31 protein-coding genes and 1 pseudogene are annotated in these 25,803 nt (G+C 68.8%); 21 read left to right on the top strand and 11 right to left on the bottom strand.

Features of this window, described 5'->3' with window-relative positions:
• Nucleotides 1-110 precede the first annotated feature (110 nt).
• The 3 genes from ABT340_RS26820 (at nt 111) to ABT340_RS26810 (ending at nt 3,679) form a co-directional block, all read left to right on the top strand.
• A complete protein-coding gene (locus ABT340_RS26820; protein ID WP_352013594.1) occupies nt 111-902 on the top strand; it encodes an SDR family NAD(P)-dependent oxidoreductase in 792 nt (263 codons plus the stop codon).
• 10 nt (nt 903-912) lie between these two features.
• On the top strand, nt 913-1,896 hold the full coding sequence (locus ABT340_RS26815) for an RNA polymerase subunit sigma-70 (protein ID WP_352013593.1): 984 nt from the start codon (nt 913-915) through the stop codon (nt 1,894-1,896).
• Between the two features lie 79 nt (nt 1,897-1,975).
• Nucleotides 1,976-3,679 carry a sensor histidine kinase gene (locus ABT340_RS26810; protein ID WP_352013592.1) on the top strand — a complete coding sequence of 568 codons (1,704 nt, stop codon included), beginning with the start codon at nt 1,976-1,978 and terminating at the stop codon, nt 3,677-3,679.
• Nucleotides 3,680-3,742: 63 nt separating this feature from the next.
• On the opposite strand, the gene ABT340_RS26805 is transcribed toward ABT340_RS26810, so the two are convergent.
• Together ABT340_RS26805 and ABT340_RS26800 are read right to left on the bottom strand one after the other, a co-directional pair.
• The gene (locus ABT340_RS26805) at nt 3,743-4,150 is read right to left on the bottom strand and encodes a pyridoxamine 5'-phosphate oxidase family protein (RefSeq protein ID WP_352013591.1); all 408 of its coding nucleotides are present in this window, start codon (nt 4,148-4,150) and stop codon (nt 3,743-3,745) included.
• 52 nt (nt 4,151-4,202) lie between these two features.
• Nucleotides 4,203-5,261: a glycoside hydrolase family 65 protein gene (locus tag ABT340_RS26800; RefSeq protein ID WP_352013590.1), complete on the bottom strand. Its 1,059-nt coding sequence runs from the start codon at nt 5,259-5,261 to the stop codon at nt 4,203-4,205.
• A 256-nt stretch (nt 5,262-5,517) separates the two neighbouring features.
• On the opposite strand from ABT340_RS26800, the gene ABT340_RS26795 reads away from it, so the two are divergent.
• Genes ABT340_RS26795 through ABT340_RS26785 form a run of 3 tightly spaced genes read left to right on the top strand, consistent with a single transcriptional unit; the run spans nt 5,518 to nt 8,146 of the window.
• Complete coding sequence (locus ABT340_RS26795; RefSeq protein ID WP_352013589.1) at nt 5,518-6,501, top strand: Acg family FMN-binding oxidoreductase; 984 nt, start codon at nt 5,518-5,520, stop codon at nt 6,499-6,501.
• Nucleotides 6,502-6,560: 59 nt separating this feature from the next.
• A complete protein-coding gene (locus tag ABT340_RS26790) occupies nt 6,561-7,232 on the top strand; it encodes a TetR/AcrR family transcriptional regulator (protein WP_352013588.1) in 672 nt (223 codons plus the stop codon).
• A 17-nt stretch (nt 7,233-7,249) separates the two neighbouring features.
• Nucleotides 7,250-8,146, top strand: coding sequence for an alpha/beta fold hydrolase (locus ABT340_RS26785; RefSeq protein WP_352013587.1), 897 nt, complete (start codon nt 7,250-7,252; stop codon nt 8,144-8,146).
• Nucleotides 8,147-8,255: 109 nt separating this feature from the next.
• On the opposite strand, the gene ABT340_RS26780 is transcribed toward ABT340_RS26785, so the two are convergent.
• Nucleotides 8,256-8,714 (bottom strand): MarR family winged helix-turn-helix transcriptional regulator, encoded by a 459-nt coding sequence (locus ABT340_RS26780; protein ID WP_352013586.1) that lies wholly within the window; start codon nt 8,712-8,714, stop codon nt 8,256-8,258.
• Between the two features lie 121 nt (nt 8,715-8,835).
• On the opposite strand from ABT340_RS26780, the gene ABT340_RS26775 reads away from it, so the two are divergent.
• A complete protein-coding gene (locus tag ABT340_RS26775) occupies nt 8,836-10,257 on the top strand; it encodes an amidohydrolase family protein (protein ID WP_352013585.1) in 1,422 nt (473 codons plus the stop codon).
• 145 nt (nt 10,258-10,402) lie between these two features.
• Here the strand turns inward: ABT340_RS26775 and ABT340_RS26770 are convergent, their stop codons facing one another.
• Entirely contained in the window at nt 10,403-11,035 is a 633-nt protein-coding gene (locus tag ABT340_RS26770; protein WP_352013584.1) for a hypothetical protein, read from the bottom strand.
• Nucleotides 11,036-11,217: 182 nt separating this feature from the next.
• Between ABT340_RS26770 and ABT340_RS26765 the strand changes: the two genes are divergently transcribed.
• From ABT340_RS26765 to ABT340_RS26745, 5 genes are all read left to right on the top strand, one after another.
• Nucleotides 11,218-11,727: a hypothetical protein gene (locus ABT340_RS26765; RefSeq protein ID WP_352013583.1), complete on the top strand. Its 510-nt coding sequence runs from the start codon at nt 11,218-11,220 to the stop codon at nt 11,725-11,727.
• A gap of 42 nt (nt 11,728-11,769) precedes the next feature.
• Nucleotides 11,770-12,540, top strand: a complete 771-nt coding sequence (locus ABT340_RS26760) for a helix-turn-helix domain-containing protein (RefSeq protein WP_352013582.1) — start codon at nt 11,770-11,772, stop codon at nt 12,538-12,540.
• Nucleotides 12,537-13,748 (top strand): M20 family metallopeptidase, encoded by a 1,212-nt coding sequence (locus ABT340_RS26755; protein WP_352013581.1) that lies wholly within the window; start codon nt 12,537-12,539, stop codon nt 13,746-13,748. The genes ABT340_RS26760 and ABT340_RS26755 overlap by 4 nt, the downstream gene beginning before the upstream one ends.
• 512 nt (nt 13,749-14,260) lie before the next feature.
• Nucleotides 14,261-15,157, top strand: a complete 897-nt coding sequence (locus ABT340_RS26750) for a radical SAM/SPASM domain-containing protein (RefSeq protein WP_352013580.1) — start codon at nt 14,261-14,263, stop codon at nt 15,155-15,157.
• An 85-nt stretch (nt 15,158-15,242) separates the two neighbouring features.
• Nucleotides 15,243-16,319 (top strand): methyltransferase domain-containing protein, encoded by a 1,077-nt coding sequence (locus tag ABT340_RS26745; protein ID WP_352013579.1) that lies wholly within the window; start codon nt 15,243-15,245, stop codon nt 16,317-16,319.
• Nucleotides 16,320-16,387: 68 nt separating this feature from the next.
• On the opposite strand, the gene ABT340_RS26740 is transcribed toward ABT340_RS26745, so the two are convergent.
• From ABT340_RS26740 to ABT340_RS26725, 4 genes are all read right to left on the bottom strand, one after another.
• A complete protein-coding gene (locus tag ABT340_RS26740; RefSeq protein ID WP_352013578.1) occupies nt 16,388-16,621 on the bottom strand; it encodes a DUF397 domain-containing protein in 234 nt (77 codons plus the stop codon).
• 282 nt (nt 16,622-16,903) lie between these two features.
• Complete coding sequence (locus tag ABT340_RS26735) at nt 16,904-17,128, bottom strand: winged helix-turn-helix domain-containing protein (protein ID WP_352013577.1); 225 nt, start codon at nt 17,126-17,128, stop codon at nt 16,904-16,906.
• Between the two features lie 136 nt (nt 17,129-17,264).
• On the bottom strand, nt 17,265-17,471 hold the full coding sequence (locus ABT340_RS26730; protein WP_352013576.1) for a DUF397 domain-containing protein: 207 nt from the start codon (nt 17,469-17,471) through the stop codon (nt 17,265-17,267).
• Complete coding sequence (locus tag ABT340_RS26725; RefSeq protein WP_352013575.1) at nt 17,459-18,262, bottom strand: helix-turn-helix domain-containing protein; 804 nt, start codon at nt 18,260-18,262, stop codon at nt 17,459-17,461. Before ABT340_RS26725 ends, ABT340_RS26730 begins: the two co-directional genes overlap by 13 nt.
• Nucleotides 18,263-18,502: 240 nt before the next feature.
• On the opposite strand from ABT340_RS26725, the pseudogene ABT340_RS26720 reads away from it, so the two are divergent.
• The 7 genes and pseudogenes from ABT340_RS26720 to ABT340_RS26690 form a co-directional block, all read left to right on the top strand.
• Nucleotides 18,503-18,901, top strand: a pseudogene (locus tag ABT340_RS26720) (ATP-binding protein); the annotation flags it as partial.
• Between the two features lie 669 nt (nt 18,902-19,570).
• Nucleotides 19,571-19,795, top strand: coding sequence for a hypothetical protein (locus tag ABT340_RS26715; RefSeq protein ID WP_352013723.1), 225 nt, complete (start codon nt 19,571-19,573; stop codon nt 19,793-19,795).
• The gene (locus ABT340_RS26710; protein ID WP_352013574.1) at nt 19,792-20,247 is read left to right on the top strand and encodes a hypothetical protein; all 456 of its coding nucleotides are present in this window, start codon (nt 19,792-19,794) and stop codon (nt 20,245-20,247) included. Before ABT340_RS26715 ends, ABT340_RS26710 begins: the two co-directional genes overlap by 4 nt.
• Before the next feature lie 59 nt (nt 20,248-20,306).
• Nucleotides 20,307-20,615 (top strand): hypothetical protein, encoded by a 309-nt coding sequence (locus ABT340_RS26705; RefSeq protein WP_352013573.1) that lies wholly within the window; start codon nt 20,307-20,309, stop codon nt 20,613-20,615.
• Nucleotides 20,616-20,958: 343 nt separating this feature from the next.
• Nucleotides 20,959-21,192 (top strand): hypothetical protein, encoded by a 234-nt coding sequence (locus tag ABT340_RS26700; protein WP_352013572.1) that lies wholly within the window; start codon nt 20,959-20,961, stop codon nt 21,190-21,192.
• Nucleotides 21,193-21,203: 11 nt separating this feature from the next.
• On the top strand, nt 21,204-21,434 hold the full coding sequence (locus ABT340_RS26695) for a BldC family transcriptional regulator (RefSeq protein ID WP_352013571.1): 231 nt from the start codon (nt 21,204-21,206) through the stop codon (nt 21,432-21,434).
• Nucleotides 21,435-21,492: 58 nt separating this feature from the next.
• The gene (locus ABT340_RS26690; RefSeq protein ID WP_352013570.1) at nt 21,493-21,750 is read left to right on the top strand and encodes a hypothetical protein; all 258 of its coding nucleotides are present in this window, start codon (nt 21,493-21,495) and stop codon (nt 21,748-21,750) included.
• A 5-nt stretch (nt 21,751-21,755) separates the two neighbouring features.
• Here the strand turns inward: ABT340_RS26690 and ABT340_RS26685 are convergent, their stop codons facing one another.
• Together ABT340_RS26685 and ABT340_RS26680 are read right to left on the bottom strand one after the other, a co-directional pair.
• Nucleotides 21,756-22,181 carry a hypothetical protein gene (locus tag ABT340_RS26685; RefSeq protein WP_352013569.1) on the bottom strand — a complete coding sequence of 142 codons (426 nt, stop codon included), beginning with the start codon at nt 22,179-22,181 and terminating at the stop codon, nt 21,756-21,758.
• A 77-nt stretch (nt 22,182-22,258) separates the two neighbouring features.
• Nucleotides 22,259-23,020, bottom strand: coding sequence for a DUF2127 domain-containing protein (locus tag ABT340_RS26680; protein ID WP_352013568.1), 762 nt, complete (start codon nt 23,018-23,020; stop codon nt 22,259-22,261).
• Nucleotides 23,021-23,165: 145 nt separating this feature from the next.
• Between ABT340_RS26680 and ABT340_RS26675 the strand changes: the two genes are divergently transcribed.
• Complete coding sequence (locus tag ABT340_RS26675) at nt 23,166-23,405, top strand: hypothetical protein (protein WP_352013567.1); 240 nt, start codon at nt 23,166-23,168, stop codon at nt 23,403-23,405.
• A gap of 109 nt (nt 23,406-23,514) precedes the next feature.
• Here the strand turns inward: ABT340_RS26675 and ABT340_RS26670 are convergent, their stop codons facing one another.
• Nucleotides 23,515-24,057 carry a carboxymuconolactone decarboxylase family protein gene (locus ABT340_RS26670; protein WP_352013566.1) on the bottom strand — a complete coding sequence of 181 codons (543 nt, stop codon included), beginning with the start codon at nt 24,055-24,057 and terminating at the stop codon, nt 23,515-23,517.
• A 176-nt stretch (nt 24,058-24,233) separates the two neighbouring features.
• On the opposite strand from ABT340_RS26670, the gene ABT340_RS26665 reads away from it, so the two are divergent.
• Nucleotides 24,234-25,766, top strand: coding sequence for an NAD(P)-binding domain-containing protein (locus tag ABT340_RS26665; protein ID WP_352013565.1), 1,533 nt, complete (start codon nt 24,234-24,236; stop codon nt 25,764-25,766).
• Nucleotides 25,767-25,803: the final 37 nt, after the last annotated feature.

The following is a 25,803-nucleotide window of genomic DNA, read 5'->3' as shown; positions in this document are numbered from 1 at the left end:
ACTGGGGAGCCGGGAGCCCTCGGGAGGTCCCTGGGACATCTCCCGAAAAATCCGGAGAAAAAAGTTTCGCCGCACCGATGAGTTCGCGCCCGAGCCCCCGTTACAGGGGCATGACACAGATTCTGCGGGACAAGAACGTCATCATCTACGGCGCGGGCGGCGGCATCGGCGGCGGCGCGGCAAGGACCTTCGCCAGGGAGGGCGCCAGGGTCTTCCTCGCCGGACGCACCCGGGCGTCGCTCGACGCGGTCGCGGCGGACATCACCGAGGCGGGCGGCCTCGCCGAGGTCGACCAGGTCGACGCGCTCGACGAGCACTCGGTCGAGGAACACTTCCGGTCCGTCGTCTCCCGGGCCGGTGGGGTGGACGTGTCCCTCAACCTGATCACCCGCGGGGACGTGCAGGGCGTCCCGCTGGTCGACATGTCGGCCAAGGACCTCACCACGGCCGTCGTGAACGGCCTGCTGACGAACTTCCTCACCGCCAGGGTCGCCGCCCGCCACATGGCCACCAGGGGTGGCGGGGTCGTCATGACGATCACCAGCGGCTCCTCCCGGGGAACCGCCCCGATGATGGGCAGCACGGGCCCGGCGGACGCGGCGGTCGAGACGTTCCTGCGCTACCTGGCCGCCGAGGCCGGGCCGAGCGGGGTGCGGGTCGTCGGCCTGCACACGGCCGGGGTCATCGAGACCCTGACGCGCGAGAAGGTCGTCGAGGTGAACGGCGGGCTGACCGACTTCGACCCCGAGGCGTTCGAGAGGGCGATGGCCGGGATGACCATGCTCGGGCGCATGCCCAGGCTGGCCCAGGTCACCGAGACCCTGGCCTTCCTGGCCTCGGACAGGGCCGCCGGGATCACCGGCACGACCGTCAACGTCTCCTGCGGCCTGGTCGCTGGTTAGGTTCGTACCCATGCGGACGGGTCACCAGGAAACCGGCGAGGACACGCTCGTCACGGCCGCCCTCGCGGGGGACGAGACGGCGTTCGCCGCCGTCGTCGAGCGGCACCGCCGGGAGTTGCACGTGCACTGCTACCGGATGCTCGGCTCCTTCGACGAGGCCGAGGACGTCGTCCAGGAGACGTTCCTGAGGGCCTGGCGCGGAAGGGACGGTTTCCAGGGAAACGCGCTCTTCCGGGCCTGGCTCTACAAGATCGCCACGAACGCGTGCATCGACCACTCCCGGCGCGGGGCGCGCTCGGCCACGTCCTTCGCGGACCTGCCGTGGCTGCAGCCGTACCCCGACCGGTTGCTCGACCAGGTGGCGCCGGGTGAGACCGAGCCCGACGCCGTTCTGGTGACCAGGGAGACGATCGAGCTGGCCTTCCTCGCGGTGATCCAACTCCTGCCGCCGAAGCAGCGGGCGGTCCTCATCCTGCGTGACGTGCTCGAATGGTCGGCGGCCGAGACCGCGGCGGCCCTGGACACGACGGTCGCCTCCGCCAACAGCGCGCTGCAGCGGGCCCGCGCCACGGTCAGGGAGCACCACCCGGTACGGCCGGCCCCCCGGCCGCCGAGCGAGACGGAACGGGAGCTGCTCAGGCGCCTCATCGAGGCGCACGAGCGGGCCGACGCCGACGCCGCGCTCGCCCTGATGCGCGAGGACATCCGGATCACGATGCCGCCGTTGCCCATGTGCTACGACGGTCTGGCCATGATCGCGCCGCTGATCCAGCGGGGGCTGACGGACCCCGGAGAGTGGCGGCTGCTGCCGATCGCCGCGAACCGGATGCCGGCCGCGGCCAGTTACCTCAGGGCGCCAGGGGAGACGGAGTTCAAGGCGTTCAAGATCGACGTCCTGCGGATCGAGGACGGCGCCGTGGCGGAGATCACCACCTTCGACACCCGCCTCTTCCCCGCGTTCGGCCTGCCGCCCGTGCTGGCCATGCCTCGCTGAAAGCCCGATTCGTCGCTTTTTGTGCCAAGGACACTCCCCCATCTTCAGGGCGGGATCTTCGGGTGCGAGACTTCGCTGTATGGGGAGGATCGAGCCCGGTGGCCTGCTGCCGCACCTGAGACTGGACGAGCTGCTCACGGAGCTGCAGAGCCGCCTTGAGGCGGTGCTGGCCACCCGGGACCGGGTGCACGCCCTGCTGGACGCCGTCGTCTCCGTGGGCAGCGACCTGGACCTGGAGACCGTGCTGCGCCGGATCGTGGAGACCGCGACCCATCTGGTCGAGGCCTCCTACGGCGCGCTCGGCGCGATCGGCGAGCAGAACACCCTGGTGCAGTTCATCCCGGTCGGCCTGTCCGAGGAGGAGATCGCCCGCATCGAGCACTGGCCGCACGGCCTCGGCCTGCTCGGCCTGCTCATCAAGGAGCCGAAACCGCTGCGTCTGGCCCACATCTCCGACCACCCCGAGTCCTACGGCTTCCCGCCGGGACACCCGCCGATGGGCTCCTTCCTCGGGGTGCCGATCCGGGTCCGCGAGGAGGTCTTCGGCAACCTCTACCTCACCGAGAAGCGCGGTGGCGGGGCCTTCGACGAGGAGGACGAGGCGATCGTGGTCGCGCTGGCCACCGCCGCCGGTGTGGCCATCGAGAACGCCCGGCTCTACGAGGAGAGCCGCAGGCGGGAGGTGTGGCTGCAGGCCTCCTCCGAGGTGACGACCAGCCTGCTGTCCGGGGCCGACCCGCAGCGGGTGCTGACCCTGATCGCGCGGCGGGCCAGGCAGATGGCGGGCGCCGACGTGGCCGCGGTCCTGCTGCCCGACGGGTCGGGCGACCACCTGAAGGTGATCATCGCTGACGGCCCCGAGGAGGAGGTCCCCGGCACGTGGGAGCGGGTCCCGGTCGGCGCCTCCTTCGAGGGGCAGTCCCTGACCAGCGGGCAGCCGCTCATGGTCACCGCCCCCGCCGAGGCGGCCACCCCGGCCGCGGTCGCCGAGCACATGTCGCTCGGCCCGATCGCCGCGGTGCCCATCGGCGCGGAGGGAGCGGTGCGGGGCGTGCTGTCCCTGGGCAAGCACCCGGGCCGCATGCCGTTCAACCAGGCCGAACTGCTCACCCTGCACGCCTTCGTCGGGCAGGCGGCCATCGCGCTCGAACTGGCCGAGAGCAGGATGGACGCCGAACGGCTCGGCCTCCTCGAAGACCGTGACCGGATCGCCCGCGACCTGCACGACGTGGTGATCCAGCGGCTGTTCGCGGTGGCCATGACGTTGATGAGCACCGTACGGCTGGTCGAACGGCCCGAGGCCTCCTCCCGGCTGCAGAACGCGATCGACGAGCTGGACGCGACCATCAGGCAGATCCGTTCGACGATCTTCGCCCTGCAGACGCCCCAGGGCGACGCCGAGGCCGGGCTGCGCGGGAAGATCGTCGAGCTGGTCGAGGGGGCCCGGGGCCACCTGGGCTTCATGCCGGGGCTGCAGATGGAAGGGCGGCTCGAACACGAGGTCCCCGCCGCGGTCGCCGAACACCTGCTGGCCGTACTGCGGGAGGCGCTGTCCAACGTCGTACGGCACGCCAGGGCGACCAAGGCCGGGGTGAGTGTGGAGGCGCGGGGTGAGTGGCTCATCCTGACGGTGACCGACAACGGCACCGGGATGCCCCAGGACGGCAGGCGCAGCGGGCTGCGCAACCTGGCCGAACGCGCCGAACAGCTCGGCGGCTCCTTCGCCATCGTCTCGCCCCCCGAGGGCGGCACCCACCTCGAATGGAGCGTCCCCCTGGGGTGAGAGCGGGGAACGCGAAAGACCGGGACGGCGTCGGCGCCTCCCGGAGGGTGTCGGAACGTGGTGTCAGCGTCTGAGGCGGCGGCCGGAGACCTGCTCGGCGCGGACCACGATGAAGTGGTTGCGCTCCCCGGGGGCCCAGGTGGTCAGCGGCAGCCGCGAGAGCCGGTCGATCTGCCCGGGATCGGACACGGCGTGCGCGCGGCCGACGGCGGTGACCGACCAGCCGGTGCGGGTGTGAACGTCGAACTCGTCCACCTCGAAGGCGACCACGGTGTGCCTGGTGGCGGCGGCCAGCTTGGAGCCGGTGCCGGTCCGGATGACGATGTCCTCACCGTCGAGACAGAAGGTGACCGGCTGCACCGCCGGCAGGGCGCGATCGGTGAAGACGATCCGTCCGATGATGGCCGAGGAGATCAGGTCCAGGCACTCCTGGCGGGAGAGCACGTCCAGTCCGGCCGAGTCGACGTTCATGCCTGCCAGCTTCGCCTGGTGACCGGTTACCGGGGCAGAGGCGAAAGTCCCATCATCCACGGCGGTCAGCCTCGGCGAACACGCGGGTCCGGGTCAGCCCGCACCCCTCGGCGAAGTCGATCTCCACGGTGGCTCTGCGCGGACGTGGGGAGACGGCCTGCGCGCGCTGGAAGACGTACAGGTTGAGGACCTGCTGGGCACGGGGGTCCTCGGCGTACAGGTGCCTGTTCACCCACAGCCGTTCCCAGGCGGTCGCGTGCCGTCTCAACAGCGTCGCGAAGCAGCCCGCGCGCACCACGGCCGACCTGGCCGACGCCTCGCTCTCCGTGGCGGCCCGGTCCGCCGAGGTGTAGAGGGCCACGACCTTCTCCACGGTCACCTCCTCGCCCGCCCGCACCCACACGGCGCGGTCGTCGTGCACCCAGCCCTCCTCGACGCCCCTGCCGACGCCCTCCTCGACGACCCGCTCGGCCCGTCCCCCGGCCAGCGTCGTCCTGGCGGCGAGCGCGACCTCGACGCCCGAGGCCGCGATGCGCGTCAGCAGCTCGATCACCCCGTGGGCGGCGTGCGCGCAGATCGGCGTCAGCTCCTCCCACCCGTTCCCGGCGGCCGGGGAGTCGGTGACACGCCCGTCGAGCGCGGAGCGGACCTGGAGCATGCCCTCCCAGTTCTCCGGGACGATCGTCGCGGTCAGGGCGGCCAGGTGCCGGTCGGCCATGGAGACCAGGCGCCGCTGTTCCATCCTGGTGATCCGGCCCGCGTCGTCACGGACCCGCACCAGCCGCGAAAGCGTTCCCTGGCCCATGTCGAGGGTGTGCGTGCAGGTCAGCAGCTCGGCTCCACCGGGGACGAGCCAGTCGCCGCCCTCGGCCCTGAAGGTGAGGGGCAGCCAGTTGGGCACGTTGACCAGGTCCTCGTCCTCGGCGGGCCGTCCGGCGGGCCGGGCGTGGCAGCCGGTGACGTAGGTGCCCGGGTGGTGGACGTCGTCCGCCCGCGCCTCGGGCACGGCGCCCCGGGTGGCGAAGTAGCCGTTGCCGAGCGTCGTGAACATCTCCCGCAGCCCCTCGTGGGCGGGGTCGAAACCGTCGTATGTGAGGAGCCAGGGGTCCACGTTTCCTCCTGTCGGGTCGTGGTCCCGCCAGGTCGCCGTACGGGCGGGGCCGAGGCGGCACGATGCCGCGGCTGCCCGCATTTCACTACGGGAAAGGCCGCTTGACGAGGGTCGGAAGTCCCTGATGCCGGAGTCTTTCGGCCGACTCCAGGTCACGCCGACGGCGGGTGGCCATAGGTCCTCCGAATCGGGGACTTTCGGCGCTGACGTCGCACCGGCCACCGGGGGATCGTCATGGGGAGAGGGAGGGGAAGCCATGCGGGCCGAGGACGTCACGAAGACGATCGACACGGCGCTCCAGGCGGCGGTGTGGGCGCCGTCCGTGCACAACACCCAACCCTGGTCGTTCGCCGTCGACGGCGAGGAGATCGCCCTGCGGGCCGACAGTGACAGGAGGCTGCGGGCCGGTGACGTCACGGGCAGGGAGATGCTGATCAGCTGCGGCGCCGCCCTGGCGAACATGCGCCTGGCGCTGCGCGCGCTGGGCCACGAGGCGCCGGTGCGGGTGCTCCCCGACCCCGACCGCCCCGCCCTGCTGGCCACCGTACGGCTCGGCGAGCACGTCGAGCCGGACGAGCACACCGTGACGCTGTACGGCCAGGTCGAACGGCGGCGCACCCACCGGGCCGGGTTCGACGACCGGCCGGTTCCGGAGCGGCTGGTCGACGAACTGGTCCAGCAGGCCGCGGTCGAGGGGGCACGCCTGACGCCGATCCGCTCGACGGCCGCGGTGCGGGTGCTGGCCGCGCTCACCGAGGCGGCCCAGGAGGTGCAGTCCCAGGCCACGCTGTTCACCCTCGACGTCATCCGCTGGGGAAGGCCGCCGGAGAGCGGGCACGTGGACGGGGTCCCCGCCGAGGCCTACCCCCGGGAGCCGGTGACGACCGAGCCCGCCTTCCCCCAGCGCGACTACGCCCACGGCCGTCCGTGGGGTGAGGAGTCCGACCGGTTCACCGCGACCTCGACCGGGCTGGTGGCGGCGCTGACCACCCTGGCCGACTCCAGGGAGGACTGGATCGCGGCCGGGCAGGCGCTCCAGCGCGTCCTGCTGCACGCCGCCGCGCACGACGTCCGGGCGGCCTTCCACACCCAGGCCCTGGAGATGGCCCACCTGCGGGAGTTCGCCCGGCAGGAACTGCTGTCCGGCGAACACCCACAGATGATCATGCGTCTCGGGTTCACCCCGGACGAGGGAGTGGGCGTCAGAAGGCCGGTCGGCGAGGTGCGCGAGGACGGCTAGGCGTCCGTGACGGTTCCCGGTTTTGGATTCGCGCGCGGTTGCCTATTAGGATACGACTCGTGCCGTATCCTAATAGTGCGCCCAGCGCGAAGCCTCCCGGTCGTCCACGCGACGCGGCCAGGGAGAGCGAGATCCTCGCCGTCGTCCTCTCGCTCCTGAGCGAGACAGGCATCGACGGGGTGACGTTCGAGGAGGTGGCCCGCCGGGCCCAGGCCTCGAAGCGGACCCTGTACCGCCGCTGGGCGACGAAGCAGGAGATGGTGGTCGCGGCCATCAAGGCAGGTCCGGCCGCGGGCAACAAACCCGACCCGATCGACACGGGCTCACTCCGCGGTGACCTGCTCGCTCTCCTTGAGCGGCTGGAGGCGACCGTGGAGGCCGGATCTCCGGTCAGTCTCGCCATCATGCAGGCGGGCCTCGGGGACCCCGAACTCTGCCGGCACATCGAGGAGTCCGCGGGCCCCACCGGCGCCCGGATTCCCGACGCCGTCCTGCGGGCCGCGATCGACCGGGGCGAGCTTCCGGCGTCCGCCGACCCGTTCGCCTACGAAGAGGTCGCGGCGGCCGTGCTCGTCATCCGCAAGCTCAACGGCCTCAGCACCGATCGGCGCTACCGCGAGGCGCTCGTCGACTCCGTCCTCATCCCGGCGCTGCGAAGCGGCGTCAGCGCCGACCAGCACGGCATCTTCTCCGGCCGCCCCACCCCGGCCGCCCCCGATCCCCACCAGTGACCGAAGGACCCACCGCCATGACCGACCTCACCATCCCCGGCTTCACCTACGACCGCGTCACAGGAGCGGGCGGAACCGAACTCAACGTCGCCCACGCGGGCCAGGGCTCGCCCGTCGTCCTCCTGCACGGGTTCCCGCAGACGCACCTCATGTGGAGCGCCGTCGCCCAGGAGCTCAGCCGCGACCACACCGTCATCGCTCCGGATCTCCGCGGCTACGGCGACAGCGACAAGCCCGACGCCCTTTCGCCCGACACCTACTCCAAGCGCACCATGGCCGACGACGTCGTCACGGTCGTCGCACGGCTCGGGCACGACAGGTTCGCGGTCGTCGGACACGACCGCGGCGCGCTCGTCGCCGTCCGCGCGGGCCTCGACCACCCCGAAACGATCACCCACGTGGGCATCCTCGACGTGCTCCCGACCATGGACACCTGGGACGTCCTGCACGGCGTCGACGCCAAGGTCGCCTGGCACCTCTACCTCATGGCGCAGCCCCCGGGGCTGCCCGAGAAGATGATCGGCGCCGTGGCCGGGGAGTTCTTCGCGTCGTTCCTCGACGCCTGGGACCCCACGGGAACCACCTTCTCGCCCCGGCTCCGGGAGCACTACATCACGGCCTCGTCGAAGGCGGTGCCGTCCATCGTCGCCGACTACCGCGCGACCGCGAGCGTCGACCTTGAGATGGACCGGGCGGACCGGGCCGACGGGCGGCGGCTCACCATGCCGGTCGCGGCGATCTCCCAGGACTGGGGAAGCCTGCTCGGGTTCGACCCCACCGAGATCTGGGGGGCCTGGGCACCCGACTTCACCTACGAACCGATCGACGCGGGCCACTTCATGGCCGAGGAGGACCCCGCCCGCGTCACGGCCTTCGTGCGACGACTCCTCGCCCGGCAGACCGTCTCCCGCTGACGGCGCTCCACGGCGCCGCCCGGGTCGAACGGGTCGTCACGGACGACGGCTCCCGCTGCCGCGTTCCGCGCGGTGACCCCGTACGCTGCGTCGACGACGTCCCGGCCTCCTACGGCTGGGCGTCGGCCTGGAGGTTGTCGAGGATCTTGGCGGCGACGTCGGCGAACCGTTCGAGCTCCTCGGGGGTGAGGGGGTCGACGAACAGGCGCCGGACCTCCCGGGCGTGGCCAGGCGCGGCCTTCCTGAGCGCGGCGAGGCCCTCCGCGGTGAGTACGGCGTACACGCCACGGGAACCGCACGGCTCCCTGGTGACCAGGCCCCGCCGTTCCATCCTGGTGAGCTGGTGGTGCATGCGGCTCTTCTCCCAGCCCGCGACCCGGCCGAGTTCGTAGGCGCGCATCCGCCTCTCCGGCGCCTCGGCCAGCAGGACGAGCACGGTGTAGTCGGCGTTGGACAGGCCGCTGTCGGCCTGCAGCTGCTGCTCGACGCGGGTCCTCAGCAGCTCGACCATCAGGAAGGACGTCCGCCAGGCGCGGAGTTCGCGTTCGGTCAGTCCCAGCTGTGCCATGAGGGCACTTTAACCCATGAGTTGACATGTCCACTCATGGGCGTACCGTGGCGAGTAGACACATCAACTCGATATGTCGTGCTCATCCCCCTGTGGCTGGTGCCTCGCGAAGGAGACCCCCATGTCCAGCGAGTGGAACGAGAACGAGCCCGCGCCCCCCGATGGTGGTCGCCTGGTCATCCGGGGCGGGGCGGTGATGTCGATGGACCCGGCCGTCGGCGACTTCGAGGACGCCGACGTCCTGGTCGAGGGCGGCAGGATCGTCGCGGTCGGCCCCGGCCTCGACGCCCAGGACGCGAACGTGATCGACGCCCGGGGGCGTGTCGTCATGCCGGGGTTCGTCGACACGCACCACCACCAGTTCGAGACGGCCGAGCGCGCCTTCCTGCCCAACGGCCTGCTCACCGACGACGGGTCGGGCTCGCCGAGTGCCCAGCCCAACTACGGCGAGCACATCCTGGGGAGGTTCGCCCCGGCCTACCGGCCGCAGGACGTGTACGTCAACGTGCTGTTCGCGGGACTCTCGCAACTCGACGCGGGGGTCACCACGGTGCTCGACGTGTCGCAGATCCACCACTCCCCGGAGCACACCGACGCGACGGTCCAGGCGCTGGTCGACACCGGGCGGCGTGCCGCGTTCGGCCTCTTCGAGGGCGCAGGCCGTACCGGGTCCCGGTATCCGGAGGACGCCTACCGCGTCAGGGAACGGTGGTTCCCCACGGACGATCAGCTGGTGACCATGGTCATGGGCGGCGAGATCCACCTCGGCGGGCAGGCGCACCGCCGGTCCTGGGCGATCGCCCGCGAACTGGGCGTGCGGATCGCCGCCCACGCGGTCGGCTCGTGGGGGACGATGCGGCAGGACCTGGAGAGGATCGCGAGGGGTGAGGACGGGGTCCGGGTGGGTCCGGACAACCTCTTCATCCACATGACCGGCATGTCCGACGAGACCTGGAAGCGAATCCGGGACGCGGGCGCGCGGGTCTCGCTGGCCTTCCCCATCGAGATGGTCATGCGGCACGGCACCCCGCCGATCCTCACGATGCGGGAACTGGGCATGGAGCCCTCGCTGAGCTCGGACGTCGAGACGACGATGGCCGCGGACCCGTTCACGCTGATGCGCTCCGCGTTGACGATGCAGCGCATGGTCGTCAACCAGATGGTCCTCGACCGGGGCGGACACGTGTCACCGGGCACCCCCGAACTGCTCACCGTCCGGGACGTGCTGAGATACGCGACCGTCAACGGCGCCAGGGACCTGGGACTCGACGACAGGACCGGCACGCTCACCCCCGGCAAACAGGCCGACATCGTCATCCTCGACGCCACCGCGCTCAACGTCGCCCCGCTCAACAACGTGCCGGGGGCGGTCGTCTCCCTGATGGACCGAGGCAACGTCGAAACCGTGCTCGTCGCCGGAAAGATCCGCAAATGGCGGGGCCGACTACTCGACGTCGACCTCGACCGCCTGCGACACGACCTTGAGGCCTCCCGCGATCACCTCTTCACAGCAGCAGGCGTACGGCGAGACCTGTTCGCCTAGACCTGGGGTGGTTCGTGCGGCGAACCTGTGCGGCTGTGGGTGTGAGGCCTCTCGCACCTGGGAGCTGATCAACACCGCCGACCCGTGCGGCACCTGACACGCCATCTTCGGCCGGGCCGCCCTGGAGCGGCCCGGCCACGGCCCTCTATCGCGACGGTTCCGGGATCGGCACCCAGTCGAACTCCGGGCAGAAGCGGGCGTAGGTGGCCAGCTTCCATGCCGCGTACTGCTCGCTACGGCCGTTGGCGCGCAGCAGGTGTTTGACCCACGTGTGTGCGATCCGTTCCTGTCGGCTCATCCCGGCGTCGATCTCGTCGAGCATCCGGCACGCGACGTCGAAGCCCTCTTCCGTCAGCACCGAAAGGTCGATCTCAACGCCGTCGACCTCGAAGGAGAACACCAACCGGGTGTTGGTGAACCGGGTGTTGTGCTCGCCATCGAACGTCGTATGCGAGACAAGCGCTTTGATCAGGTCCTGCCGGTCCTGGACCGGATAGCCGATCCCCAGGTCCAGGTCACTGCTTTCCAGATTGAGCTGGATGCCGAACGACCCGACATCACGCGAAGGGCGACCGGTCCACCCCTTCACCAGTTGGGCCGCGGTCGTACGAACCTTCAACAGACGCTCGTCCTCGGCGCGGCGCGCCCACCAGAACGCCTCAGCCCGCTGGAACTCCTGCGGCGGGAACGATTCGGGAACCGCCCACCCGACGGTCAGGATGGCGTCCAGGTCCAAAGCCGTGTCCACCCCGCCAACGGGGTCGGTGTGCTCGGTCATCACGCCAGCGTAGACACCTCAACGTAACCACGGGCCCACCAAACGCGCCGCTCACCGCGACACCTTCTCGGCCTCTCTGAGCCTCACGGGTGGGACGGCCCTCATGCGCCAGGTTCGTCAAAACTTCCTGTCCGGGATCAGCCGGACGGCACCATTGGCTCGACGCTCGTGGCAGGAGATCAATGGAGGTTGGGGTACAGGAGAGCCTGTTCGACGGCAGCGACACAGCGGAACCGATTCTGATGACGCTGTACGCCGAGTACTACGACCTCATCTGGCCGGGTCTGAAGCGGCATGAGTTCCGCCGCCGGTTCCTCGCCGGTCAGTCCACGCAGTGGTGGGTCTACCTGAACGCGCCGGTCTCCCGGCTGCGCGCCGTCATCGACCTGGGTCCCGCGGTGGTGGGCACCCCGGAGCGGATCGCCGGGATCGCCGAGCAGACCCGGGTAGGCAACGGCGCATCGGTACTGGAGTACGTCCAAGATCTGGAGCAGGCGTACGCGATCCCGATTCTGCGCGTGCGCGAGTACGAGGGTCTGTCAGCCGACGATTTACGCGACCGGTTCGGTTCATGGCACCCGCCGCAGGGCTACCTGCGGCTCCGCGACCCAGGAAACCTGGACATGCTGCGGATCTGCGAGAAGCTCCTTGCGGAGGAGCCGATCAGGGAAATGACCGTGCACCATCCGTGAGCAGCTCGGACGCCATCCCGCTCGCCGCCGGGAGGAGGGCCCATGGCCCGTACGGAACGAGAGTCGACGCCACTCCGTCGGGCCCGTCAGGCTCGGAACTGGACGCTGGAAGACGTCGTCGAGCAGATGGATCTCTGTGCCCCCGGCGGACACTCGGGGGTGACGCCGAGCATGGTCAGCGGATGGGAGCTTGGTCGGCGCACGACCAGCATTGGCCACCGCAAAACGCTGTGCGACATCTACGGGTTACCGGCCGATGTGCTGTTCGCCCATCAGGACGAGGGCCTCAGCCAGCGTGCTGCGCCGCATTTACTGGTCGGGTTTCCCGACCTGCAGCGGGCGATGGTCCGCGTGGTCAGCGAAGCCTGCGAATGCCTGGTCGTGATGGGGTCCAGGTCCCGGGACGTGCAGTATCTGCAGGCGATCGAGGCGGCGCTGAAGCAACGACCGACGCTGATCTACTACCGGGTGCTGTTCGGCCCGCCGCACCGCCAGGTCCTCAAAGATCACCTGTTGCGGCTGTTGAAACTCCGCGACCCCAACGACCGTAGTGTGGGGGTCAAAACGCTGCACCTGGGCATCATGGAGGACGCGTTGGCACCCGAGCGGTTCTTCTGCGCCAGTGAACGTCACGCAGTGATCCCCATCCCCTCGCTTACCTCACACGAGGCGTTCGACTCCGGCATCACCGTCGGGCCGGTACCGGCGTCACGACTGCTGGACCACGGGCGGCAGGCGTATGCGGCGGCCCGTCGCATCGAAACGGTGCAGCAGATCAGCGGCCTCAACGTCGTGCGAAGGGGACAGGTATGACCGCCGATCAGACGAGCATTGTTGGCACATTGGCGGCGGCCCGCGACGACCACGACACCGTGGTGCGGCTCACCCGCGAACTGGTGCGTATCCCCAGCCGTGGTGGCGTCGATCCCTACGGCCCGGTGCTCGACCACATGGCGGTCTGGCTGGGCGAGTACGGCCTGCAGACGCGGCGGCTGGTCGAGGAGGGCGGGGCGACGGTCGCGCTGGTGTGCGAGGTCACCGGCGCTCACGCCGGCCCCCGCTACGTCCTTGACGCCTGCCTCGACACCGCCCCCTACGGGGATGAGGCCGCCTGGTCCCACCCACCGACGTCCGGGGAACTCGTCGACGGGTGGCTACATGGGCGCGGCGCCTCCGACTCCAAGTCCGGAGCGGCGATCTTCGCGCACATCCTCACTCGCCTCCAGGCGATCCGAGAGGAGTTGTACGGCAGCGCCGTCCTGTTACTGGACGTCGATGAGCACACCGGTCGGTTCGGCGGCGCGAAAGCCTACTTCGAGGGGCCCGGCGCCCCTGACCGTGTCGACGGCGTGATGATCGGTTACCCGGGCTCGGACCATGTGGTGATCGGCGGGCGGGGCGTGCTGCGCGCCCGGCTGCACGTGTACGGCGTGGCCGGCCACTCCGGCGGCAGCAAGCCCACACCCAACGCCATCGCCAAGGCCGCCGCGCTCATCGGAGCCCTGGGCGACGCCGAACTACCGGAAACCGCCGGCGACGACTTCCCGCTGCCGGCCAGACTCACCGTGACCGCCATCACCGGCGGTGAGGGCTACTCAACCGTCCCGGACCTGTGCACCCTCAACGTCGACGTCCGCCTCACCCCCGCCCTGGACGACCAAGCCTCCGAGAACCTGCTGCGTGGCTGCGTCGCCGCCGTTGACGCCGCGTGGCCCGGCACTCAGCCGACCCATGTGGAGATCACCACCCGGTGGCCCGCCTACCGGCTGGGCGACGGTTCGGCGCTGAAAGCCGCTCTGCTGGAGGCCGCCGACGCGGCCGGGCTGCCGACTACCGCGAAGATCGCCGGGCCGTCGAACATCGGCAACTACCTGGCCGGGCTCGGCATCGAGGCCACGGCCGGGTTCGGCGTCGACTACGTGGGGTTGCACGGCACCGACGAGCGGATCCGCATCGCGTCGATTCCAACGATCCAGGCGGCCTACCACCACGCCCTGCTGACCCTGCTCGCCCCTCGCTGACCTGCGAGGAGATCGCTGTCGTCGACAGCGCGTGAACAATGCGTCGACAACGGCGCACCAGCCGGTGCGCTGGCCGGGCGGCTCCCGTCAGGTGATGGTTCAAACACAACACCATCCCTGACCTGGAAGGCCACCAAGTATGAAGTCTCGCCCCCCTGATCTGACGGTCGGATTCCCCCGAGAAAGCGGCACCGAACGCCGCACCATCTGTATGCCTTCGTGCTCTCGTGGAGCGGGGTCGTCATCGAGAACGTCCCGAGGTGAAGGGATCCGAACGATGTGGCTCCTCGGCTCAGGATCACGAACACGGGAAATTCGCAGTACCGGCTCACATGGAGAACATGCTGACCTGGTAAAACGGGACGTGCTTTCCCGGGAACCGAGGGCCGTGTCAGACGGGAACCGCCGGTTCGGCATGGGAGACGGCATTGTTCCCTCTCGGTAGCTCAGCGCGAGGGTATTTTTACCGTGAGTGCTCAATGCCGGTAATCCAGTCGAGGGAGACAACCCTGATGGAACTGCAGGGGAGCGCTGAACGCCCCACTTCGGTAACAGCGGTAGCACGGCTCCAGCTTGAGCTGACCGGACGATGCCAGCTCGCGTGTCTGCACTGCTACGCCATGTCGGGGCCGACCGCCGGTCACGGCACCATGAGCGAAACGGCCTGGCTTCGAGTGCTCGACGAAGCCACAACCCTCGGTGTGAAGGCCGTCCAGCTCATCGGAGGAGAACCGACTCTCAGCCCGGCCTTTGAGCCGGTCCTCCGACACGCGGTCGGTGCTGGTCTGAAGGTCGAGGTCTACACCAACCTCTTCCACGTCAAAGAGCGGTGGTGGGAACTGTTCGGCCTCGACGGCGTGTCCCTGGCTACCAGCTACTACAGCGACAGGCCGGAAGAACACGACGGAATGACCGCCCGAACCGGTAGCCACGCACGAACCACAGCCAATATCCGAAAGGCGCGAGCACGCGGCATCCGACTGCGCGCGGGCATGGTCGAGCTGCCGACCGGAGAGCCCACCGAAGGAAGAAACAACCTCACCCTTCTCGGCGTCACCGACATCCGCAGCGACAGACTGCGCGCCATCGGCCGTACGGCTCCCGGCTCCAGGAACGCATCCGAACTCTGCGGCGCCTGTGGAAAAGGGAAGGCGGCGATCAGTCCCACAGGAGACGTTTGGCCCTGTGTCATGGCTCGGTGGATGACAGCGGGAAACGTTCTTGAACAGCCCCTGCGCGGAATCCTGCAAGGCGCTCGATGGCAGGAGCTGGTGAACGGTATCCCGAACCCCACAGGTAAGAGGTGCGATCCCGAGCTCTGCGATCCGGTGAGAGGTGACGGCAACGACTGTGACCCCGCGTCCACGCCCGCCTGCGATCCTAAGTTCTGTGACCCCGACACCGAGTGAAGCCGGGCGACTCATGGACTGGGAGCCCCGCGCCCGTGCTCTCGCCGCAGCCGCCAGTCCACGTGGCTCGCGGTGGAGAGCGGCGATGGAACGAACTCCCCGGCACCTGCTCATCCCACGCTGGTGGGGGTGGGCGAGAGACGAGCGGCGGTGGGAGCTGCGAGACGGCCCCGACTCCCCTGAACGGTGGCTGGCGGAGGTCTACCGTGACCAGACCTTGGTGACGCAGGCGGGGACACTCCACGCCGACCACGCGACCCAGGCCGACCGCCCCGCGCAGACCATGCCGACGTCCTCATCCACCGCGCCGAGCCTGGTCGTTCGCATGCTTCGGCACGCGGACGTCTACGACGGCGCCGACGTTCTCGACGTGGGAGTCGGCTCCGGGTACGGCGCGGCCCTACTGACCCGTTCTCTCGGCGATGACCACGTGACAAGTGTCGACGTCGACCCGTACCTGGTGGAGATCGCGGAAAGTCGCCTCGCGGATCTCGGCATGCGTCCAAAGATTCTCACCGTCGACGCCACGGGGGATCTGCCGGGCACCTACGACCGAATCGTCTCCATGGTCTCGGTCCCCGCGATCCCGCCGAGCTGGCTGGCGGCTCTGCGGCCGGACGGCCGGTTCGTCACCACGATCGCCAACACCAGCCTGATCATCACCGCGAACAGGTCCAGCGGCGGGCGCTGGGCCGCGATCGGCCGCGTGGAATGGGACCGGGCGACCTTCATGGCCACCCGGTCGGGGCCGGGCTACCCGCCGGGCATTCGGGGCCTGTTCGACGTGACAAGGGACCTGAACGGTGAGGAGGTGTCCCAGGGCAGATATCCCGTTCTTCAGGTGGCCTGGAACTGGGAGTTGCCCTCCATGCTCGAAGTGGTGTCTCCAGGGATCGAGCACAGCTACGAGCAGGGAGAGGACGGCTGGCACACCGCTCGCATGGTGCACGAGGACGGCTCGTGGGCCAGAGCGACCGGTCAGGGCGACGCGCCACCCATCGTGCACCAGGGCGGCCCGCGCCGACTGTGGTCCATCCTCGACGAGATCCGGCACCGGTGGGTCGTCGAGGGAGACCTCCCCCTGAGAGGAGCGACCGCCTACATCTCCGCCACGGGCCGTATACGTCTGGAGCGAGGCGACTGGGTCGGGCGAATCGGCTGAGCGGGCGACCGCGAAAATCCAGCACACACGAGGCTCCGGCACCCTGAGCCTCACAAGAAGGTAAGTGCTCAGGCGTCGAAGGCGCCGGTGTTCACGTGGCCGATGAATGAGCGCCACTGGGTGGAGGTGAAGGTCAAGGCTGGGCCGGAGGGGTCCTCGCTGTCACGGACAGCCCGGTTGCCTTCTGGGAGGTCGGCGACTTCCACACAGTTCGCGCCTTGACTGGTGCTGAGGGAGGACTTGCGCCAGGAGTACGGTTGCGTGGAGTCCGTGATCTTCACCTGTGTGAGTCGGGTGACCATTGAGGACAGGTAGTCCCACGTCGTGTTGGCGTCCAGGGCTTTCGTCTGGACGCGGTCTCATCTGAGCGTAGGACTCACGACACCGTTGTCCACAGGTGAACGGGTGAATGTGGACGTACGGCAAGGCCTCTGCGCCGCCCTCCATTAGTGGTCGTCGCAACACCCCAAGCTTGGCGAGCTGCAGGGGCCCAGGAAGCTCCCGGATAGGAAGCACTGCCTTGCACGGATGCAGCAGGGGATGAGCAACCGGCAAGTGCGCCTGATCGTGGGCGCGTCTCGGCCCTACGGTATTTCGTCGATCGCGGTGCCGTAGATCACCTGGTACCGGTCCACGGGGATGACGACCAGCGTCCGGATGACCTTCCGCGCGACACCGTCGGAAACCCCGAACTGTCGGGCGATTTCCGTCTGTGAGGGGAGGGCGGCTCCGGGGGCCAGTTCGCCATTGACGATCTGCTGGCGGAGCTGGTCCGCGATAGCGAGGTACAGGGCGCCTGACTGATCCACGATTCCAGCTTGAGAGCAGGCTATCTTGCTCAGCAAGCAGGGCAGCCTAGACGGAAGCGATCGCATCCCACTGTGTGAGCGAGCCGTCGTACAACGAGGCCCTGGCACCGTACGGTGCCAGGGCCTCACGGGGAGATCAGGCGTCGAAGGCGCCGGTGTTCACGTGGCCGATGAATGAGCGCCACTGGGTGGGGGTGAACGCCAGGGCCGGACCGGAGGGGTCCTTGCTGTCGCGGACGGCGACAATGCCAGGGAGATTGGTGGCGACTTCCACGCATTGCCCGTTATCGCCGCTGGCAGTGGCCTTTCTCCATGAGGCGCCGCCAAGGTTTACCTGGTCCATTTCTTGATCGCATCCTCTATTGTCTGCTGCGTAGCGCTTTTCGGTTGAGCGTCCGCTCTGATGCTGTCATATCGCTGTTTGATGCGTGCCACGGCGTCGTGGTCGGCTGTCACCTGGCCGGACAAGACCGAATCGGTAGAGACCACTTCGGAGCCGTCGCGCAGCCGCGCCAACCCGAACGCGCTCATCATGCCAGGCACGCACCCTGCGGCGGTAGGAACCAGTTGGATGGTTATGCGTGGGTGGTGGGCCATCTCCAGCAGGTAGCGCAACTGGGCCGTCAGGACTTTGGAGCCGCCGATGGGGCGGTGCAGTACTCCTTCGTCGATGAGGGCGGTGAAGGTCGGTGGGGAAGAGCCGTCGAAGATCGCGATCCGGCTGGTACGGGCCTGGACGCGCTCGTTCACCTGCTCAGGGGTTGAGGTCGTCTGGAAGATCGCGCGGGCGTAATCGGGAGTCTGCAGGATGCCCGGGATCAGCAGCGGGTCCCACGATTGCAGAATGACGGCGCGGGGTTCGATCTCCTCAACCCAGCGAGCGAACCAACCCAGTGCGGGTGACTGGGAGATCTTCGTGAACAGGGCGGCGAAGTGGCCGTCCAGGCCGAAGACGCGGTCGGCGTTCTCGGCGATTTCGAGGGTGGGCGCGCGGCGGCCGGTTTCGACATGGCTGATAAGCGACTCATGGCACCGAATCCGGCTGGCCAGGGTGGTTTGCGTCATTTTTGCGGCTTTGCGGTATTCGGCCAGGTCGGTGGCGAATCGGGCCCGAGGTGATATCTGGTCGCTCACATGAGGATTCACGGGCCTCTCCCTGGCTGCGGGGGAAAAGGGTCATTGTCCATGACCGTACTGCGACATTAACACGACACTCAATACAAGGAAGGTGTATTTCTTTGTCGGCCAGGTATCGCGAAGAAGGTGCACCAATGAGCGACCTGAGCCTTCATGCTTGACCTCGACACCGTCGAAGACGACAGATGGTGTGTCTTGGTGAATGGCAGGTCGAAAATCGGATAAGTCGGTGATTTCATGCCAACGGCAACCGCCGCCCCTCAGCTCCTAAAAGAGGCATCTGAGGTGGATCAACGGCAAATCACAACACTACGACGCGGCACCCGAACGCCGCACCAGGCACGGCAGACGGTCACGCTCTGGCTCGCCGACTACGGCATAACGCTGAACCCTGACGCTCTCCTCGTCGTTTCTGAACTGGTGACCAACGCCGTTCGTCACGTGCCCGCAGGCCCGCAACGCGACTGGGTCAAGGTCCGGTTCGGCCTTGCTGCCGGATTCATTCGACTGGAAGTGATCGACCCGGGCACTCCAACGTCCGAACCACGCTTCCAGCCGCTCCAGCCGGACTCGATGGGGTTGTCAGGGCGAGGCCTGGACCTGGTCGCGGGGCTGTCACTGCGCTGCGGCACCCAGCTCACCGCACACGGCCACCGCATCGTGTGGGCCGACCTGGCGATCGCTGGAACCAGCAGCGACGCCGCCGGTACTGTGCCCCTGCCCATGGGGTGCGCCCGCTGTGGTCATCCCCCCTACACCCACGGTTGTTCGCAGCAGGACGGGCACGAGTATGTGCAGCCGTCCGGGCTGTTGATGAATGCCCGTCTCCAGGCCCGTCGTGAGTACGGTCCGCAGGTTTTTCCCGCGCCCCGGCCTCCGGCAGAGGTCGCGCCCGCCGAGGTGATCCCGCTGGTGCCCGCCCAGCGCCGTCCCGAGCCCGATCCTGAGCCGGTGGCGCCCGCGATGGTTCCGGCCGCGAAGGCTGTACCGGATGGTGGTGGGGAGCCGGATCTTGGGTCGGTTGCGGTTCCGGAGTCTGTGCCTGTGAAACCGGTACGGCCCGCGCGGCCACCGCTGCCCGGGAGGGTTCGGCGTCCGTTCCCTCGGGTTCCTCGGTCGGGGGTCATCTGGACGCGGGTGCACCAGCTCCACCACTTCGGTGTACGGCCTCGATGTTCCGTTTCGCGTGCTCGTGCGGCCAGGCGGCCGGTTCGGGTTTCGGCTGTTCCTTGTCTCGTAGGGCAGGCCCGTCTGGCGAACGTCCTGGCCAGGCACGCCTCTGGTTGGACCTTGGAGGTTCAGGTCATGCACAACGCCCCCACGGCCCAGGTGATCCCGGGTTGGCGGTTGCTCATCAGTGACGCGGGCCGGTTCTGGGCCTTCCGCAACCACGTCTTCCCCTTCGCCGCCGTACGGGCCGGGGCCGAGTCGGCTGTGGACGCCGACACCTTCGAGGAGATCCAGGCCGTCATCGCCGAGCAGGAGAAGACCGCCCGCGCCGCCGCCTTCGTCGAGGAGGTCACCTCATGACGGGACGCCACAGGGACGGCCAGCCGTACGCCCTCGTCTATCGGCGGGTCTGGGACGGACCCGCGAGAGCGGAGGCCGAGCGGATCGACCAGGCGTGGGCGGACTGGACCGTCCTCTACAGCCTGGGACGACGCGCCTTCTACGCTGTCGCCTCCTGGGACGGTCCCCGGCCGGTGATCGTGGAGGACCTCACGGGCGACGGACTGGAGGAGAGGATGCGGGAGGCCGAGATGATCCGGGCGATGCGGCTCGCGGCTCCCACGCCGAAGCCTTCTCCGGCGCCGGTTCGGCGCAGGAGGAGCGGCGTCGGTCCCGGGGCGCGGAACGGGGAACTCGGTGGGGAGCGGGGTTCGCCGGCTGGGGAGACGACATCCGCTGGTGGACGGCCTTCGCCGGGTGGGGAGACGGTGCCCGCCGGAGAACGGCGCTTGCCGGGTGGGAGGGCGGCATGATGCTGTCGGCCTGGACGGATCGTCAAGGATCTGAGTTTTCGGATCGGACCTGTGACTCCGTGCAGACGGCCCATCCGGGCTGGCTGGTGTTCCACAGCTCGACGACCGGGTTGTGGAGTGCTTACCGGAGTGCCCTGTTCGGCAGGCCGTACGTCGGGGACGTGCTGCTGGTGCGGGCCGGGTCGGCTGAGGAACTGGATCGGAAGTTGAGCACCCAGGTGCTTCCGGTGGTGCCGCCGAGCATTCAGGCCGTCGCCGTCGCCCGCGCTCTTCGGACGCGGACCACCCGGGTCGTTCAGGCCGTATGCCCTGGTCAGGCCGCCAAACCGGGTCCGGCTACGGCGTTGCGCAGACTTCTGCGCTCTTGAAGCCGGTACGGCGAGCGGTGGAAATTCATCCCACCCGTCGCTCGCCGTACCTCCTAAGCGTGCGGCTCAGGCGGGAGGGGCCTGGGCCGCACACCCTCGCAAGGCGGTTTCCGTGCGCGCTGGGACATGACAGGGCGTGCCGGGGAAGAGGGAACCGTCTGGCGCACCGGCCCTGTGTCCTGGGGCCGGTCCTCCTCCAGGGTGCCCGGCCACCTGCTCCCCGGCTCGGGGCCGGGCACCCGCCCCCCTCCCTGTCTCCACCAGGACGTTCCCTCGCCTCCACAGGGCCCCCGCCAACCCGAACGACGCGTTTCCCCTGCCCGCCCTTCGAACCAGGACGACCGTGACCGACTACGAGAGACAGCTGATCGGCCTGCTCATCAGCACTCACCCCGCCTGGCGGTACGAGGAACGGGACCTGCCCGGCCTGCCCCGGTGGTGGGCCATCCGCTACGAACCCTTGCGGCTCGACCAGCGCGGGGCCGGGGCCCGGGATGTGCTGGGCCGTACGACCCTGCACCGGCTGGCCGAGGCGCTGGCCTGGCACGACGAGATCCTGCACCGCAGTCGTTACTGAAGGAGAGCCCCATGTCACCGCTCAAGGCCGTAGCCCCGGACGGCACCTTCTCCACCGGGCCCGGCACCACCGAACGGCTCCTCACCCCCGGCGAGGTCGCCCGGATCTTCGGTGTGGACCCCAAGACCGTCAACCGGTGGGCCCTCACCGGGCGCATCCCCTCGGTCAGGACCCCCAGCAGGCAGCGCCGCTACCGCGAAACCGACATCAAGGCCCTCCTCAACGACTCGACGTCGTCCTGACGCACCCAGGGCGGCTCTTCCCTCATACCGTGGAGACCTGACGGGTGAGCAACGGGCGGTGCTGGGACCGTTCCGGAAGAACCACGTTCACCTGCGGCGACGCGGTATCCGCTGCGCCATTCCGGACAGGGCCGGCCAGGCCCGCAACCGCAGGAAACGCGGCTCGCGCGGTGGCCGACCGCCGAAGTTCGATCTGCGGTACAAGGCCCGGCACGCGGCCGAGTGCGGCGTCAACCGCCTCAAGAGGCACCGTGCCGTGGCCACGAGGTACGACAAACGCCACGAGGCGACCGCGGCCGTCAACGAACGGCCGTGACACGCCTAGTCTTCAAAAGGGACGAACTTGGCGAGCGAAGCCCAGTCGAGGGGACGCACGATCGTGGCCAGGTGGGCGAAGGGATCCTGCGTGGCCGTTTGGAACCACATCACCGAGAGCACCGTGTGTCCAGGCTCTGCGATGTCCTCGGGCTTCCACCATGACGTCAGCCGAGCGTGAACCGTCTCTCGCGGCAGCCACTCCTCGACCCGCCCCTCCGCGTCGGCCCGGAGCTTGTCGAGATCGTGCACATACAAATGCGGCGTAGCTGCCATCGCCTTCTCAATGCCCATCAGACGAAAGCGGCGGTGTAGGAGCGGCGTCCCTTCGAGCACACCTTCACGGTCGTCACTCACCGTGAGTGCGCGAAGCTCGGCGTGCACTGGTCCCACTTGATAACTACGCAGCTCGTCATTCCTCATCTGGACCATGGGCAGAGGGTAGGCGTGTCCGACAAGCGGACCAAACGACTTTCGTGGCACGCCTTGGCCGTACTCAACCTCTGTGGTCAGTGCGTCCAGGGCTTCCCGCCGGTCATGGCGGCGCGTTCGATCTCGACGAGGGAGGCGCTTCTGCGTTCGGCCTCGTAGGCGGCCCGGCCGCCGCGCAGTCCGAACAGCCGTTTCGTCCAGACGAGGTAGCCGAGCAGGGCCAGGTTGACCAGGAGGGCGCCCAGCCGTAGCGGGGTGACCCGCTGGGTGAGTTCGTGGATCTCCAGGGGGAGGAAGACGCCGGTCGCGACGAACGCGAAGTACTCCCCCCACCGTTTGAGCAGCCACAGCCCCACCGCCTCGACCAGCTCGACCGCGGCGTAGGCGACCAGCGCGACGGTGATCAGGCGCAGGGTCGTCTCGCTGGCGCCGAGCGCGTCCTGGATCCAGGACAGGACACGGGAGTGCTGGACGTCGAGGCCGGCCTGGCCGAGGATCGGCAGTTCCCGCTGGAAGATCTGCTGGAGCGGCTCCCGGTTTCCCCTGAAGCGCCAGACCGCGTACGCCGCCAGGAGCAGCAGGACCGTTCTGAACAGGCGCTCGACGGCGAAGAAGCGCAGCACGACGATGTCGCGCAGGTGGTCGCCCCGGCTCACGTCCGGCGCCAGGTCGGCGGGGCCGCCACCCTGGGCGGGTCCCACGGTGAAGTCGGCGCAGCGCAGGCAGCGCCACGCCTCACCCGCCGCCGTCGCCGTACGCAGACGTTCGCGCAGTTCGGGTTCGTCGGGGGCGTAGGTGCGGTGGCCGGTGAAGGCGCAGGTCAGCAGCGACCAGTCCATGACCGCCACCCTAGGCGCGTCCCCGGGGCGCCGGACGGGCCGACACACAAGGGACTCTTTCCGGCTTTAACAGGAAGGACTCTTTCCTGCTAAATCCGGAAAATAATTCGTTTCGCGAGCGGGGGCCGCGCCGTAGAGTGGGGTTATGTCTCCCAAGGAATCATCCGGTGGACAACCTGGCAGCACCTGGATTTTTCTGACCTTCATCCTCCCCATCATCGGTCTCTCCTCCATCGTCCGCGGCATTCACGATCTCTCCCACGGCGGGGGCTGGTGGACCTACGTCACCGGGACGTTCTTCCTGGTCGTCGGCGCCGGCATCTGGGGTGTCCGGCTGGGTGTCGTGTGGAACCGCCTCATGAGGCGGCGCAAGGTCTCCCGCTAGTCACCGGATAAATCCGCTGTCGGCTACATATGTCGGATTAGCCATTCTGTAGCATCCGGAGATATCCGTCCGGGCCGTGAAGGAATCACCTTTCGGCCCGGACCAACATTCAGGACAGATAGCCCGATTCGACAATGCGCCGGGCCGAGGCCTCGTACCCCTCCCCACCCTCGGGGGCCAGCGTCCCGAGCCCGTCGACGTAGCGGTTGAACATGCAGAACGCCGCCGCGATCAACACGGTGTCGTGGATCTCCAGGTCGGTGGCGCCCTCCTTGCGGGCCGCCTCGACCAGTTCCCGGCTCACCTCGCGGGCGTCGCCACGCACGACGCCCGCGATCCGCAGCAGGGCGCGCAGCTTGCCGGAGACCGGCGCCGCGTCCAGGTCGACGCGCACCTGCTCGACCAGGGTCATCCCCTCGTCGAGCTGGGCGGCGGCGAACGCCGAGTGGGACGCGCAGCAGAAGGAGCACTCGTTCAGACCGGAGACGTAGGCGGCGATCAGCTCGCGCTCACCGGCGGTCAGCGGGTGCGGCCCGCGCAGCAGCACCTCGGCCAGTGCGCCGAGCGGCCCGGCCGTCTCCGGCCTGAACCGCATGAGCCCGGAGATGCCGGGAAACGCGCGTTCGTCCACGCCGAGATCGATGTGTGCCATGACGTCACTCCTCGAAGGATCGGTGAAGGCCGATGGTGACACGGCGTCATCCCGCGTGTCTTCGCTGAAAGTGCTCAGAAGGCGACACGTCCTGATCCGGCCAACTATGCGTCATTGACAGTCTTTTGAGGGTCCCCCATGGTCAAAAGGGGTCACGAGCGGAGGCCATGTCACCCATGAGTGAAGCGCACCAGTACGTCATCGTCGGAGCGGGGCCAGCGGGTCTCCAGCTGAGCTACTTCCTGCAGCAGGCGGGCGCCGACTACGTGACGCTGGAACGCGCGGACGCCCCCGCGAGCTTCTTCCGCACCTACCCCCGCCACCGCAGGCTGATCTCCCTCAACAAGGTGCACACCACTAGCACCGACCCGGAGATCAGGCTGCGCTGGGACTGGAACTCGCTGCTCAACGACTCCCCCGGACTGCTGTTCCCCGACTACAGCGCCGAGTACCTCCCCGCGGCCGACGACCTGGTGCGCTACCTGTCCGACTTCCAGGGCCTGCACGGCCTCGCCGTCCGGTACGGCACCGCCGTGAGCCGGATCGAGCGCTCCGGTGACGGCTTCCTCGTGCGCACCGGGGACGACGTGCTGCGCTGCCGGTGCGTCGTCGTGGCCACCGGGTGGGGTGCGCCGTACGTGCCGGAGATCAGGGGCATCGAGCACGCGGTCGGCTACGAGGAGATGGACACCGACCCGGCGGCGTACGCGGGCAAGCGGGTGCTCGTCGTCGGCAAGGGCAACTCGGCGTTCGAGACCGCCAACGCCATCCTCGGCCACGCGGCGATGGTGCACCTGGCCAGCCGCAGACCGCTGCGCCTGGCGTGGAACACCAAACACCCCGGTGACGTACGGGGTCAGTACGGGGCGATCCTGGACAGCTACCAGTTCAAGACGCTGCACTCGGTGCTCGACTGCGTGATCGACGAGATCTCCTGGACCGGGGAGCACTACGAGGTTCGCATCACCTACACCCACGCCGACGGGGAACAGGCCGTGCTCGAATACGACGCGGTCATCCGGTGCACCGGCTTCAGGATGGACACCTCGATCTTCGACCCGTCCTGCCGTCCGGAGACCGAACGCGACGACAGGCTCCCCTCGCTGCACCCGGACTGGCGTTCGTCCAACGTCGACGACCTCTACTTCGCGGGCACCATCGCCCAGGCACGTGACTTCCGCCGGGCGTCCTCGGCCTTCATCGACGGCTTCCGTTACAACCTGCGCACGCTCACCGCCCTGCTGCGCGAACGCTACGAGGGGGTGGCGCTGCCGTACGACACGGTTCCCGCCGACCCGCAGAAGCTGATGGCGCTGGTGCTCGACCGGGTGAACTGGAGTTCGGCGCTGTGGACCCAGTTCGAGTACCTGTGCGACGTGCTGGTGCTCGACGAGGCGAACGGGCTGGTCAGGCACTACACGGACCTGCCGGAGGACTACGCGCTCTCCCGGTTCGGGGACGAGCCCCACTACTACACGGTCACGCTGCGCTGGGGGCGTGAGGACTACGGCGACGTCTTCGCCATCGAACGGCACCCCGAACCCGGCCGGGCGCGGGAGAGCGCGTTCATCCACCCGGTCGTACGGCGCCACCGGGGCACCGAGCAGGTGGCCGAACGGCACCTGCTCGAAGACCTGCTGGCCGACTGGCGCCGTCCCGAACGGCACGTGGAACCGCTGCTGGCCTTCTTCGAGGAGAACCTCACCTGAGCAGCCGGGCGACCCCGGCCTGGATCCGCTCGGAGGA

Source organism: Streptosporangium sp. NPDC000239, assembly GCF_040300765.1.
In the GTDB taxonomy this organism is placed as follows: domain Bacteria; phylum Actinomycetota; class Actinomycetes; order Streptosporangiales; family Streptosporangiaceae; genus Streptosporangium.
Note: the sequence above shows the minus strand (reverse complement) of the source record. Positions and strands in the feature narration are given on the sequence as shown.